The following is a 12,797-nucleotide window of genomic DNA, read 5'->3' as shown; positions in this document are numbered from 1 at the left end:
CCTCCGTCAGCGCTACGCGCTGCCACCTCCCCCAGAGGGGGAGGATTGAAGTAATGCTCGACAAGAAAAGCCTGCGCGCCGAACTGAAACGCCGCCGCGCGGACTATGTCGCAGCGATTCCCGATAACCAGCGCGCCCTGCTGTTCCGCCGCCCGCCCGGCCCGGTGCTGGAACGGGTGCCCGAAGGCGCGGTGATTTCGGTGTTTCACGAAATGGCGGGCGAAGTTCCAGCATCAAACTATGCGCGGTTCTTTTTTGAACGCGGGCACCGCGTAGCCCTGCCCTGGCTCGAATCGCGCGGCGCGCCGATGCAATTTCGCGAATGGGCCAACCCGTTCCTGGATGATGGGCTGGTGCCTGATCCCTATGGCGCGTTCCAGCCCCCGGCCGATGCCGCGCTGCTGGTGCCCGAAGTGATGTTCTGCCCGCTGCTGGGCTTTACCGCGCAAGGGGAACGGATCGGCTATGGCGCCGGATTCTATGACCGCTGGCTGACCGATCACCCGCCGCTGTTGGCAATCGGGCTGGCCTGGGACTGCCAGCGGGTTGACGAACTGCCGCTGGAGCCGCACGACCGCCCGCTGCACGCGGTGGTCACCGCTACCCGGATTTATGGAGAGCTGTGATGCGGACCCAGCCCACTTTGCGAATTCCCTTTGGCGTGCTGGCTTTGCTGGGCGCACTGCTGATCTATGGCGGTCTGATCGCGCGCTATCTTGCCCCTCTGATCGCCCATTGGCCGGCGCTGGGGCAATTGCCGATCTACATCATGCTGGGCGTGGTCTGGCTGCTGCCGCTGAAGCGGTTTCTGATCTGGATGGAAACGGGGCGCTGGCGCTGAACGCCAGCGCGCGCTAGCCTGCCCCCAAACAGACTTATGGGAGAGCGGGCATGAAGCGGAAACTGGCGTGGGCCCTGGCAATCGTGGCGCTGCTGCTTGGCGGCCTGTTGCTGTTTGGCCGCACCTGGCTGGCGCAGCGCGCATTTGATCGGGCGCTGGAAACCACCGTCGGGGTCGATCAATCCGCCAAGCTGCCCGATGGCCTGAACGTCTATGTCTGCGGCAGCGGGTCGCCAATGCCCGATGCCGCCCGCGCCGGACCGTGCCTGGCGGTGCTGGCCGGGCAGCAGGCCTTCGTATTCGATGCCGGATCGGGATCGATCCGCAAGCTCGGGCGGATGGGCTTTCCCATGCCCAAACTGCAGGCAGCCTTCCTGACTCACTTGCATTCGGACCACATCGACGGGCTGGGTGAATTGCTGCTGCAGGCCTGGGTCGCTGGCGGGCGCGCTGCTCCGCTGCCGGTCTATGGCCCGGCGGGAACCGACAAGGTGATCGAAGGCTTCAACGCGGCCTATACGCTCGATCAGGGCTACCGCGTGGCCCATCACGGGCCCAAAGTGGTCCAGCCCGGCGGCGCAGGCGGAGCGGCCAGTGTGATCGCCCTGCCCGGCGGCACCGACAGCCAGGTGGTCTATGACAAGGACGGGGTTAAAATCACCGTGATCCGCGTCAACCACGCCCCGATCGAACCGGCCTTTGGCTTCCGCGTCGATTACAAGGGCCGTTCACTCGCGCTGTCAGGTGATACGGTCTATTCCCCCAGCTTTGTTGCCGCGGCCAAGGGCACCGACCTGATGCTGCACGAAGCGCTGAACAAGCGCATGATCGCCGCGCTGGGAGCCAAGCTGGCCGAGCGCGGGCAGGCGGGCAACGCCCAGATCATGCAAGACATCCAGAACTATCACGCCAGCCCCGAAGACGCTGCGCGCGCCGCGAAGGAAGCCGGAGTGAAAGCACTGGTGCTCTATCACCTCGTCCCCTCCCCGCCGGTAAAGCTGATGGAACCGCTGTTCCTGGGCGATGCGCCCAAAGTGTTCTCCGGCCCGCTCAAGCTGGCGCAGGACGGCATGATGATCAGCCTGCCTGCGGGGAGCAGCGAGGTGAAGTTTAGCAGCGGATTTTAAGAAGAAATTCCCAAGTGGCGCGAGTGACGGGGCTCGAACCCGCGACCTTCGGCGTGACAGGCCGACACTCTAACCAACTGAGCTACACCCGCGCAGCCACTTGGGAGCCGCGCCACTAGGCCAGCACGCCGGGGCTGTCAACACTCGTTTGCGGGGGTGTGAAAAAGCTTTTCCCAAGGTGCCGCGCGGCGGGAAACTACCTGGTTCCGGTGAGCCCGCGTTAACCATTCCTTTGCCCTGTTTTGCGACACAGTGCCAATCCGGCCCGCTTCACCGCGGGCGGCAATAGGGGGCTGTTACCTGTGTCGATCCGCCACGCTGCCGCGTTTGCGATTCTCTGTGCGCCACTGGCCATGCCGGCCCAGGCCAACCCGTTGGTCGCGCTCGACAGCGCGGTCTTTGTGGAGCGCGGCGAGCCCGATACCGGCCGGATGCTCGAACCTGCCGCACGGCTCAGCCGGGGTGACCGGGTGGTCTATGTGGTCAGCTGGACCCGGATGGGCGGCCAGGGCGGCTTCACCGTCACCAATCCCCTGCCGCGCTCGGTCGCGTTTCAGAGCAGCGCCAATGGCGATGAAGAAGTGAGCGTCGATGGCGGCCGCAGCTGGGGCAAACTGGGCCTGCTGCGCGCGGGCGATCGGCTCGCCATTGCCGAAGACGTCACCCATGTCCGCTGGCGCGTCGCCCCCACCCTCGCCGCGCGCGGAGCGGGGAGCATTACTTACAGCGGGATCGTGCGTTAGGCCACAGGCCCAGGTCCTGACCCTAAGCCGCTTCGGCCAAAGCCCGACCCCGCGCCGTCAATCGGTAGCGGCTGGATGGCGGGTAGCCCGGCTCAACACTGCGTCCCACCAGATCGTTGGCGACCAGGCGCTGCAGCGCCTGCGATAACGCGCGCGGACTTGCTTCGGGGACATGCCGGGCCAGCTCGTTAAACCGCTCATTCCCTATGGCCAGACCCTGAATTAGCGGCAAGCTCCAGCGCGATAGCGCGGCGGGAGCCAGGCCCTGCTGCGCCAGTGCCTCGGCCAGGGTCTGGGCTCGGCCAGCCAGTCGTTGACCCGCTTTGGTCAAGATCACTTCGGGTCGCAACGGATGGCCGTGGCCGGGATTGCGCTGCACCCAGCCCGCCGCAATCGCTGCATCCAGCGTGCGCACCAGACTGTCGCGCGGCAGGCCCAATCTGTGACGCAGATCGGCGAATCGCCCACCTCCGCTGCACCGCAATGCGGCCAGCAAGGGCAGCATCCAGCGCTGCTGGCCCAGTACGATCAGGTCTTCGCGGGTTCCTGTTGACCACATTCACTACCTACTATACTTTTCGGACCATACGGACAAGCGGGGGATTCGATAGTGGCGCTGGACTTTGTTGCAGAACTGACCGCTTCGATGGCGGTCACCAGCCTTGATCGCTCGATTGCCTGGTACCAGGAGGTGCTGGGTTTCACTCTGCTCTACCGCGCCGAAGAAATCGGCTGGTGCGAGCTGGCTACTCATATGCCGGGGGTCAATGTCGGACTGTCAGAGAACCGCGACGTTCCGCAAGGCGGCGGGGCAACCAATGTTTGGAGCGTCACCAATGTCGAGGCGGCCAAGGCGCATCTCGATACCCATGGTGTGCAGCAAGATGGAGAGATCCAGACCATACCCGGGCTGGTCCGGTTGCTGACTTTTTATGACCCCGATGGTAACGCGATGATGTTCGCGCAGTCGCTGGTGGAAGGCTGATGCGCGGCCTCATCCGCGCAGCATTGCTTGGCGCTGCGGTAATTGCCCCGCTTCCGGTGCCGATCCATGCGCAGCAGGCCCCTGTCCAGGCCAGCCTTGGCTGGTTCAATGGCGAATGGGAAGGCGACATCGATTTCATCGGCCGCCCGGCCAAAGGCAAACTGGTGGTTCGCCCCGGACTGGTCGGCAGTGCCACCGTGCTGACTTTCACCGCCGATGTTGCCCCGTTGGGTGATCGTCCGGCATTCCGCTTCGAAGGCCAGGGCACTTACCGGATCAAACCGGATGGAAGCGTGGTCGGACTATGGGCCGACAGCTATGGCAACTTTCACGAGCTGAAGGGCCGGACCAAGCCGGGCGAACTGCGGGTCACCTGGGGCGATGCCCTGAGCGAGGTGGGCCATTCAAGCTACGTTCTGGCTACTGACGGTGTGCTTACCGTGACTGACAGCGCCTTCGTGAATGGTACGGTGCAGATTTTCGGCAAGGCTGCCTATCGCAAGAAATCCTAGAGCCATTCCGATCCGCATTGGATCGCTCTAGCAGTTCTGATACTTCCAATTGCGCTTCTTGCCCTCGGCCAACCATTCAACGGCCTGCCCGACCCGCTTGGCGCGGGTTTCGTCGCGCTTGGCCTCGACAATCCATTCCAGATATTCGCGGCGGTGTGACGGGGCAAACCCCTCGAGCACGGCCTTGGCCGCCGGATTGGCATCAAGCGCGGCCTGAAATTCGGCTGGGACCGACAATTCTGGCTTGGCCACCCGCGCGGCGGCAGGCTTCTTCTTGAGCGCAGTGCCTTCGCTGTCGATCCGCTCTCTCGCGGCGACCAGCTTGTCCTTGAGCGCATTGTCACCCGGCAGGTCGGCCAGCGCGGTGATCTTGCCAAACTGCCCCATGGCATCGCCTTGCCGCCCATCGCCGTGGATCATGAACGCCGCGTGGGCCTTGAACGCGGACATGCCGGCCAGGTTTTTGCCGTTATAGACAAAATGCGGCATACCCCACTTCACCGTCTCTTCCAGCCCCGGCAGCGTCGCACGAACCAGCGCGCGCAGATGGGTCAGAATCGGCTGCGCGAACGGTGCGGCCTTGGCGATATAGGCATCGATGCGCGGATCGGTGGTCATGTTGGCTCCCTGACAATCCCTCTCCATTTTTGCGTCGCACAAATGAGGAGGTGGCAGCCCGCAGGGCTGACGGAAGGGCCATGACGCAGCGCCGCAGCCCCTCCACCACCGCTTGCGGCGGCGGTCCCCCTCCCCATTTGCACCTGCGGCGAAAATGGAGAGGATCTGTATGGCCTAGCTATCCAGCAACAGCACCGGGGTTTCGATCAACCGCCTCAGCGCCTGGACAAAGCTCGCCGCGTCCCAGCCGTCGACCACGCGGTGGTCGCAGCTGATCGAGATGTTCATCAGCTTGCGCTTCTCGATCCGTTCGCCGCCCATGCCATCGGGCACGAACATCGGGCGCTCGACGATCCGGTTGGGGCCGATGATCGCCACTTCCGGGCGATTGATGACCGGCGTGGTCGCGACCCCGCCAAGTGGCCCCAGCGAGGTGATCGTCAGGGTCGAACCCGAAAGTTCCTCGCTTTTCGCGCTGCCATTGCGCGCCGCTTCGGCGAGGCGGGTGATTTCATTGGCGATCTGCCACACGTTGCGGTCCTGCGCATCGCGGATCACCGGGACCATCAGCCCGCCCGGGGTCTGGGTCGCCATGCCAAGGTGGACCGACCCGTGGCGGGTGACCACGTTCGCCTCATCATCATAACGCGCGTTGAGCATCGGAAACTGCGGCAGGGTCTTGCAGATCGCGGCGATCAGCAGCGGCAGCATGGTCAGGCGCGGGCGATCGCCCTTGGCCGCATTGAGCTGGCCGCGCATCGCCTCCAGCGCAGTGACATCGCATTCCTCGACATAGGAAAAGTGCGGGATGTGACGCTTGGACGCGGCCATGTTTTCGGCAATGCGGCGGCGCAGGCCGAAGACCTTGACCACCTCGTCCGCGCGTTTGCCCCCGGCGGCGCGGTAGGCGCCGTTGTAGCTCAGGAACGCATCGAGATCGGCGTGGCGAATGCGGCCATCCGCTGCCGCGCGGACCTGCGCCAGGTCGATGCCGAGGTCCTGCGCGCGGGCACGGACGGCGGGGCTGGCGAGGACCTTGCTCCCCCCACCGTTCGTGTCGAGCGAAGTCGAGACACGCTCTGGCGTGAGGGCTACCGGTTCAGGTTCAGGCGCGGTGGGCGGTGTCTCGACTTCGCTCGACACGAACGGAACGGGGGGTGTTTCCGGGGTTTCAACCGGCTTAGGCGCAGCAGCAACCTCCCCTTCCCCCTCAACCTCAATCACCACCAGCGCCGAACCGATCGCGATCATGTCACCCTCGGCCCCGGCGATTTCCACCACGGTGCCGGACACCGGGCTTTCCATTTCGACCGTGGCCTTGTCGGTCATCACGTCGGCGACCTTGTCGTCTTCTTCGATCCGGTCGCCCACTTTGACGTGCCAGGCGACAATCTCGGCCTCGGCGATGCCTTCGCCGATGTCGGGGAGGTTGAATGTGAATCGGCCCATGGGATCAGTCTTTCAGCAAACGGTCGATCGCCTCGCCGATGCGGACCGGGCCGGGGAAATAGGCCCATTCGAGGCTGTGGGGATAAGGCGTATCGAACCCGGTAACGCGTTCGATCGGCTTTTCGAGGTGGTAGAAGCAGTGTTCCTGCACCAGCGCAGAGAGTTCACCGCCAAAGCCGCCGGTGCGGGTTGCTTCGTGAACGATCAGGCATTTGCCGGTTTTTTCCACCGACTTCTGCACAGTCTCCAGATCGAACGGAACCAAGGTACGAAGGTCGATGATCTCTGCATCGACACCCTTGTCCGCACAGACCGCGCTGGCAACGTGGATCATGGTGCCATAGGCCAGCACAGTCAGCGCTTCGCCGGGGCGGACCACTTTCGCCTTGCCCAAGGGAATCGAATAATAGCCCTCGGGAACCTCGGAGGCCGGGTGCCGGGCCCAGGGCTCGACCGGCCTGTCATAGTTCCCGCCGAACGGGCCGTTGTAGATCCGCTTGGGCTCAAAAAAGATCACCGGATCGTTGTCCTCGATCGCAGCAATCAGCAGACCTTTGGCATCGTAAGGCGTGCTGGGGATCACCACTTTCAGGCCCGCCACATGGGTAAACAGCGCTTCCGGGCTCTGGCTGTGGGTCTGCCCGCCAAAGATGCCCCCGCCAAAGGGAGAGCGCACCGTGATCGGCGCGGTAAATTCCCCGGCCGAACGATAGCGCAGTCGCGCCGCTTCGGACACGAGCTGGTCATAGCCCGGATAGATATAGTCCGCGAACTGGATTTCCGGCACCGGGCGCAAACCATAGGCCGCCATGCCCACCGCCGCGCCGATGATCGCGCATTCGTTGATCGGGGTATCGAACACCCGGTTCTTGCCGTATTTTTTCTGCAGGCCGGCCGTGGCGCGGAATACCCCGCCGAAATAGCCGACGTCTTCACCGAACACGACCACGTCCGGGTCGCGCTCCATCATGATGCCGAGCGCCTCGTTGATCGCCTCGATCATGTTGAGGCGGCGCACGGGCGCTTCGGCCAGGCTCACCGGGCCTTCCTCGGGCAACTCGCTCATAGAGCCCCCTCCTCTTCAGAGGAGGGGGTTGGGGGTGGTGTTGCGCCACAGCACCACCCCGCTGCGACTAGGGCCTGCTGTGCAGACCCAAGTCTCACTGCCCCTCCTCTGAAGAGGAGGGGGGAGTGCTCGAAAGTTACCTGACCGGCCATCATGTTTCCTTCCAATCGGGCCACTTGATCCGCCGTTCGTGCATCGCCTGATCGGCCTGTTCGACCAGATGCGGCGGCAGTTCTTCGAACACGTCTTCGAACATGGTGTGGAACGGGTGGTGCAGCCCGTGGCCCAGCACGCCGTTCTTTTCGGCTTCCTTGGTCGCGAATTTGACCTGTTCGACCAGTTCCGCGTCCATCGCCGCGTGCGCCTCTACCGACCATTCGCCCAGCGCCACCAGATGCCGCTTCAGCCGCATGATCGGATCGCCCAGCGGCCATTCCTCACGCTCATGCGCCGAGCGGTACTGGCCGGGATCGTCCGAGGTGGAGTGCCCTTCAGCCCGGTAGGTGAAGTGTTCGATCAGGGTCGGCCCATGGTTCGCCCGCGCGCGGTTGGCGGCCCAGCGCGCCGCGGCATAGACCGCGAGCGCATCGTTGCCGTCCACCCGCAGGCCGGCGATGCCATAGCCGGTGGCGCGGCTGGCAAAGGTTGCCCGTTCGGCCCCGGCGAACCCGGAAAAGCTGGAAATCGCCCACTGGTTATTGACCACGTTGAGCACGACCGGCGCGTTGAACACCGCGCCAAAAGTGAAAGCGGCGTGGGCATCGCCCTCTGCGCTGGAACCCTCACCGATCCAGGCGCTGGCGATCCGGGTATCGCCCTTGATCGCGCTGGCCATGGCCCAGCCGACCGCCTGGGGATACTGCGTCGCCAGATTACCGCTGATCGTGAAGAAGTTGTGTTCGCGGCTGGAATACATGATCGGCAGCTGCCGACCCTTCAGCTTGTCCGCGCGGTTGGAATAGATCTGGTTGATCATTTCCTGCAACGGATAGCCACGCGCGATCAGGATGCCCTGCTGGCGATAGCTGGGGAACACCATGTCATCGTCGGCCAGCGCAAAGGCAGAGGCGACACTGGTTGCCTCTTCCCCGGTGCATTTCATGTAGAAGCTGGTCTTGCCCTGGCGCTGGCCGCGGTACATCCGGTCATCAAATGCGCGGGTCAGCGCCATGACGCGCAGCATTCGCCGCAATGTTTCGGGATCAAGCTTCGGATCCCACGGTCCGACCGCACGGTGATCCGCGTCCAGCACACGGATCATGCCGGTGCACAGCGGCGCGGTATCAGCCGGAGCGCAAGCCTCGTCCGGGCGAAAGGCGGAACCGGCGGGCGGGATCTGCAAATAGGAATAATCGACCGGATCGCCCGGCCGGAACGGCGGTTCGGGCACGTGCAGCGACAGAGGCGGCAGATTGCTGCGCACAGCTCCGGAATCGGCAGGCCCATTCGCCATCAGGCACTCTCCAGACTCGCCTCCGCGCGGGAAGCAAAATTTTAGACGTGCGACATATTATTTCAAGCCGGTTGCGGCGTCAACAGACTGCGCCAGTGGAACAGTTCACGCACAGACGCAGAGCAGAAAGGGAGGCGCGGAGGTGTCGGACTTACGGCGAAGCCGCCATATCCTGCTGCCTCAAGCAAACCGCAACGCCGCCTTTTTAAGCAGAGCCTGCGGCTCCAAGCACTCCCTCTGCGTCTCCCTTTCTGCTCTGCGCCTCTGCGTGAACCCCTTCTCTAAACCGCCACCGGCGCACTCAGATGCGCCTGCGGGGCATAGCCGCTGACTTCGAAATCCTCGATTCGATAGCCGAACACCGAATCCGGCCGCCGCACAATCTCCATCGTCGCCGTGCAGCTGGGCACGCGCGCCAGTTGCGCTTCCACCAGCTCACCATGGTTGAGATAAAGGTGCGTATCGCCGCCCATCCACACCAGTTCGCCCGGCTCGAGATCGCACTGCTGCGCCAGCATCCGTGTGAACAGCGCCGCGCCGAACAGGTTGAACGGCAGGCCCAGCGCCACGTCGCAGCTGCGCTGATAGAGCAGGCAGGACAGCCGGTTTCCGGCGCTGACGTGGAACTGATAAGTCTTGTGGCACGGCGGCAGGGCCATCCGGTCCAGCTCGGCCACATTCCAGCCCTCAACGATATGGCGGCGACTGCCGGGGTTGTGGCGCAGGCTCTGCACCAGATCGGCAACCTGGTTCACCCCTTGCGCGCGCTGGCGGAACAGCCCCTCGCCCGCCGGTTCATAGACCGGCCAATCGACCCATTGCTTGCCGTAAACCGGGCCGAGATCGCCCCATTGGGCGGCGAATGCGGCATCCTCGACGATTCGCTTCGAAAAATCGGCGCGTTCGATCGGGTCACCGCTTTCACGGCGATAGCGATCGAGTGGCCAGTCAGTCCAGATTTCGACCCCCTGGCGGCACAGCTCGCGGATGTTGGTATCGCCGGTCAGGAACCACAGGAATTCGCGCGCGGCGGTCTTCCAATAGACGCGTTTGGTCGAAAGCAGCGGCATCGCCCCGCCTGCCAGATCGAAGCGCAATTCTGCCCCGAACACCGATCGCGTCCCCACCCCGGTGCGGTCGATCCGCTCGTCTCCGCTTTCCCAGATGCGGCGCATCAGGTTGAGGTACTGCCATTCCCAGTGATCGGGGGCAGGAACGGAGGGAATCGAGGCAGTGGCCATGGCCCCACGATAAACATGCGATTGCCCGCTTGCCACCCCGGGAATCGCTCTCTATAGGCGCGCTCCTGCCTTGGGCTCCCTTGGGGGCTCTAAGATCGGTCGGGGAATAGCTCAGCCTGGTAGAGCACTGTCTTCGGGAGGCAGGGGCCGGAGGTTCGAATCCTCTTTCCCCGACCAGTTTTTTGGAATCAATGACCGTCCGGGGGACGGTCATCCAAAAAACTCCCAAGCGATAGCGAGGGGCACTCTTTCGTCATCACGATCCCGGTTCCGGCTAGCTGTCGTCTAACCGCCCCGCAGCAATTGCACGCCCCAATCCCGCTCAAACAGATAGAGCAACAACCGCGCCGCATCCCCCCGATCCCCGGTCAGGCCGCCGTCGCGCTCCACCAGCAGCCGTGCATCATCGTGCGCCAAAGGCAGCAAACGCTGCAATTGTTCCAACTGCGCCACCTTGAACGGCGTATCCCCTGATTGCCGGGTGCCCAGCAGTTCGCCCCCGCCGCGTAGCCGCAGGTCTTCCTCGGCAAGGCGGAACCCGTCCTGTGTTTCGCGCATCAGGGCCAGCCGTTCGCGTGCGGTTTCGGACAGCGCCGTGCCGCGCAGCAGCAGACAAGTGCTCTTGCCCGATCCGCGCCCGACCCGGCCGCGCAGCTGGTGCAATTGCGCCAGACCAAAGCGTTCAGCCTGCTCGATCACCATCAGCGTGGCATTGGGCACGTCCACCCCAACTTCGATCACGGTAGTGGCGACCAGCACCGCCGCCTCGCCGCGGGCAAAGCGTTCCATCGCTGCGTCCTTGACTTCGGGCCGCAATTGGCCGTGGACCAGCACGATCTTGTCACCAAAGCGCTCCCGTAGTTCGGCAAAGCGGGCCTCGGCGGCAGCGATGTCCTCGGTCTCGAGTTCGCGGACCATCGGACAGACCCAATAGGCCTGCTGCCCTGTCTCGATATGCCGCGCGATCGCCCCCACCACGTCGCCGATCCGCTCCACCGCGACCACGCGGGTATCGATCGGCTGACGCCCGGGGGGCATCTCGTCCAGCTTGCTGACGTCCATCTCGCCATACTGGGCCAGCGTCAGCGTGCGCGGAATCGGGGTGGCGGTCATCGCCAGGCAATGCGGCGTGCGGCGGCCCTTTTGCGTCAGCAGCAGCCGCTGGCCGACCCCGAAGCGGTGTTGCTCATCAATCACCACCAAGGCCAGATTCCTGTAACTGACGCTGTCCTGAAAAATCGCGTGGGTGCCGATCACAATGTCGATGCTGCCATCAAGCAGTCCCATCAGGATCGCCTCACGCGGGCGGCCCTTGTCCCGCCCGGTCAGCAGCGCGATCTCTACGCCGGTTCCAGCGGCCATCCGGCTCAGCGTTTCAAAGTGCTGACGAGCAAGGATTTCGGTGGGGGCCAGCAAGGCCGCCTGCGCCCCTGCCTCAACCGCGATCAGCATCGCCTCCAAAGCGACCACCGTCTTGCCCGACCCGACATCGCCCTGCAGCAGGCGCAGCATTGGCGCGGTCTGGGTCAGATCGCCCTCGATCTCGGCAATCGAGCGCTGCTGCGCGCCGGTCAGCGGGAACGGCAATTGCAGCCGCGAACGGCGCGAGCCATCGCCCTTGAGCGGCGTGCCGACCCGCGCGCGGTTCGATTGCTTGACCAACAGCAAGGCCAGACTGTTGGCGAGCAATTCGTCATAGGCCAACCGGTCACGCGCGGCGGGATGCTCGCCCTTGTGGGCCAGCGCCAGGGCATCGCGCCAGGCGGGCCACTGCATCTTGTCCAGCAGCCCCGGCTCGATCCATTCGGGCAGCGGCTCCACCTGCTCCAGCGCCTGCAGCACCAGCCCTGCGATCCGGCCCTGGGTCAGCCCTTCGGACAGCGGATAGATCGGTTCGGTCAGCTGCCCCAGCGCCGCGCTGCTCGCCTCGGAAATATGGTCCGGGTGGACCATCTGCAGCATCTGCCCGTACTGATCGAGCCGCCCGGCCACCCAGCGCAGTTCGCCCACCGGCAGCTGTTTTTTGGCGGAATAGGACGAGCGCCCGAAAAAGCTGAGCGCGCAGATGTTGCCCAGCGCGTCGCTTGCCAGCACCCGGAACGGGCCGCGCCCGGATGAACTGCGGTGCTCCACCGGGGTCAGCGCGACGACGATATTCTCGCCCACGCTCGCCTCGTCCAGATTGGCGACCGCGCGGCGCTGCACGAAGCGATCTGGCAAGTGATAGGCAAAGTCCCTGATCCGCGTCAGCCCCAGCTTTTCCAGCGGACGCGCCAGCCCGGTGCCCACGCCTTTCAGGCTGTCGGCGGCGGCGAACAGGGGGTTGAGCCGATCGGGGCGCATGGCATGGCTATAGCGAGCCTTTGCCCTTGCCACAAAGGCCTGTGCGACCTAGCGGCACAGAAATGAACCATACCAACCGCCTCCGCCGTCTTAAGTTCCGCGCCTGGCACCGCGGCACGCGTGAGGCGGATTACATGATCGGTTGCTTCTTCGATGTGTTCCACAGCCAGTGGGGCGAAACTGAAGTCGAATGGTTCGAACGCCTGCTGGACGAGGAAGACGTTGACATCATGGGCTGGGCTCTGGGCACTCTGGACGTGCCCGAGGAATACCGCGGCGCGCAGATGGATGCGTTCCGCAAACTCGATTTCGTAGAAATCCCGCGCTGACAGCGGCGCGTTCCACGGCTACAGACCCGCTTCCTTTCCTGACCCCGCTTGCCATCCGATTCGGCACGCGGGGCAATTGCTGTTGCGTGG

Annotated in this window: 14 protein-coding genes and 2 tRNA genes; 8 read left to right on the top strand and 8 right to left on the bottom strand. The window is 64.3% G+C overall.

Annotation, left to right across the window (positions count from 1 at the left end; all coding sequences use genetic code 11):
• Nucleotides 1-53 precede the first annotated feature (53 nt).
• From MNBBLIKP_RS02550 to MNBBLIKP_RS02540, 3 genes are read left to right on the top strand one after another with little or no spacing between them, the layout of a single operon-like run.
• Nucleotides 54-626: a 5-formyltetrahydrofolate cyclo-ligase gene (locus MNBBLIKP_RS02550; RefSeq protein WP_088307141.1), complete on the top strand. Its 573-nt coding sequence runs from the start codon at nt 54-56 to the stop codon at nt 624-626.
• Entirely contained in the window at nt 626-841 is a 216-nt protein-coding gene (locus MNBBLIKP_RS02545; protein ID WP_088307139.1) for a DUF2842 domain-containing protein, read from the top strand. The genes MNBBLIKP_RS02550 and MNBBLIKP_RS02545 overlap by 1 nt, the downstream gene beginning before the upstream one ends.
• Before the next feature lie 50 nt (nt 842-891).
• A complete protein-coding gene (locus MNBBLIKP_RS02540) occupies nt 892-1,968 on the top strand; it encodes an MBL fold metallo-hydrolase (RefSeq protein WP_088307137.1) in 1,077 nt (358 codons plus the stop codon).
• A 15-nt stretch (nt 1,969-1,983) separates the two neighbouring features.
• Here MNBBLIKP_RS02540 and MNBBLIKP_RS02535 read toward each other — a convergent pair.
• Nucleotides 1,984-2,060: transfer RNA gene (locus tag MNBBLIKP_RS02535), tRNA-Asp, on the bottom strand.
• 210 nt (nt 2,061-2,270) lie between these two features.
• Here MNBBLIKP_RS02535 and MNBBLIKP_RS02530 point away from each other — a divergent pair.
• Nucleotides 2,271-2,711, top strand: coding sequence for a hypothetical protein (locus MNBBLIKP_RS02530; RefSeq protein ID WP_254912890.1), 441 nt, complete (start codon nt 2,271-2,273; stop codon nt 2,709-2,711).
• 22 nt (nt 2,712-2,733) lie between these two features.
• Here the strand turns inward: MNBBLIKP_RS02530 and MNBBLIKP_RS02525 are convergent, their stop codons facing one another.
• The gene (locus MNBBLIKP_RS02525) at nt 2,734-3,270 is read right to left on the bottom strand and encodes a winged helix-turn-helix transcriptional regulator (RefSeq protein ID WP_088307135.1); all 537 of its coding nucleotides are present in this window, start codon (nt 3,268-3,270) and stop codon (nt 2,734-2,736) included.
• A gap of 51 nt (nt 3,271-3,321) precedes the next feature.
• Between MNBBLIKP_RS02525 and MNBBLIKP_RS02520 the strand changes: the two genes are divergently transcribed.
• Nucleotides 3,322-3,696, top strand: coding sequence for a VOC family protein (locus MNBBLIKP_RS02520; RefSeq protein ID WP_088307133.1), 375 nt, complete (start codon nt 3,322-3,324; stop codon nt 3,694-3,696).
• Nucleotides 3,696-4,208, top strand: a complete 513-nt coding sequence (locus MNBBLIKP_RS02515) for a hypothetical protein (RefSeq protein WP_088307131.1) — start codon at nt 3,696-3,698, stop codon at nt 4,206-4,208. Before MNBBLIKP_RS02520 ends, MNBBLIKP_RS02515 begins: the two co-directional genes overlap by 1 nt.
• Before the next feature lie 27 nt (nt 4,209-4,235).
• Here the strand turns inward: MNBBLIKP_RS02515 and MNBBLIKP_RS02510 are convergent, their stop codons facing one another.
• The 5 genes from MNBBLIKP_RS02510 to thyA all read right to left on the bottom strand — a co-directional run bounded on the left by MNBBLIKP_RS02510 (nt 4,236) and on the right by thyA (nt 10,035).
• Nucleotides 4,236-4,826, bottom strand: a complete 591-nt coding sequence (locus MNBBLIKP_RS02510; RefSeq protein WP_088307129.1) for a YdeI/OmpD-associated family protein — start codon at nt 4,824-4,826, stop codon at nt 4,236-4,238.
• 174 nt (nt 4,827-5,000) lie between these two features.
• The gene (locus MNBBLIKP_RS02505) at nt 5,001-6,275 is read right to left on the bottom strand and encodes a dihydrolipoamide acetyltransferase family protein (RefSeq protein ID WP_088307127.1); all 1,275 of its coding nucleotides are present in this window, start codon (nt 6,273-6,275) and stop codon (nt 5,001-5,003) included.
• 4 nt (nt 6,276-6,279) lie between these two features.
• Nucleotides 6,280-7,341, bottom strand: coding sequence for an alpha-ketoacid dehydrogenase subunit beta (locus MNBBLIKP_RS02500; protein WP_088307125.1), 1,062 nt, complete (start codon nt 7,339-7,341; stop codon nt 6,280-6,282).
• A 151-nt stretch (nt 7,342-7,492) separates the two neighbouring features.
• Nucleotides 7,493-8,794, bottom strand: a complete 1,302-nt coding sequence (locus tag MNBBLIKP_RS02495; RefSeq protein WP_088307123.1) for a 3-methyl-2-oxobutanoate dehydrogenase (2-methylpropanoyl-transferring) subunit alpha — start codon at nt 8,792-8,794, stop codon at nt 7,493-7,495.
• Between the two features lie 281 nt (nt 8,795-9,075).
• The gene (thyA, locus tag MNBBLIKP_RS02490; RefSeq protein ID WP_088307121.1) at nt 9,076-10,035 is read right to left on the bottom strand and encodes a thymidylate synthase; all 960 of its coding nucleotides are present in this window, start codon (nt 10,033-10,035) and stop codon (nt 9,076-9,078) included.
• A gap of 100 nt (nt 10,036-10,135) precedes the next feature.
• Here thyA and MNBBLIKP_RS02485 point away from each other — a divergent pair.
• Nucleotides 10,136-10,212 (top strand) — tRNA-Pro (locus tag MNBBLIKP_RS02485).
• A gap of 108 nt (nt 10,213-10,320) precedes the next feature.
• On the opposite strand, the gene recG is transcribed toward MNBBLIKP_RS02485, so the two are convergent.
• A complete protein-coding gene (gene recG, locus MNBBLIKP_RS02480) occupies nt 10,321-12,378 on the bottom strand; it encodes an ATP-dependent DNA helicase RecG (protein WP_088307120.1) in 2,058 nt (685 codons plus the stop codon).
• 62 nt (nt 12,379-12,440) lie between these two features.
• Here recG and MNBBLIKP_RS02475 point away from each other — a divergent pair, with 62 nt between their 5' ends.
• Nucleotides 12,441-12,707: a succinate dehydrogenase assembly factor 2 gene (locus MNBBLIKP_RS02475; protein WP_088307119.1), complete on the top strand. Its 267-nt coding sequence runs from the start codon at nt 12,441-12,443 to the stop codon at nt 12,705-12,707.
• Nucleotides 12,708-12,797: the final 90 nt, after the last annotated feature.

The sequence above is a fragment of the Novosphingobium sp. B 225 genome, from assembly GCF_002198665.1.
Lineage (GTDB): Bacteria > Pseudomonadota > Alphaproteobacteria > Sphingomonadales > Sphingomonadaceae > Novosphingobium.
Note: the sequence above shows the minus strand (reverse complement) of the source record. Positions and strands in the feature narration are given on the sequence as shown.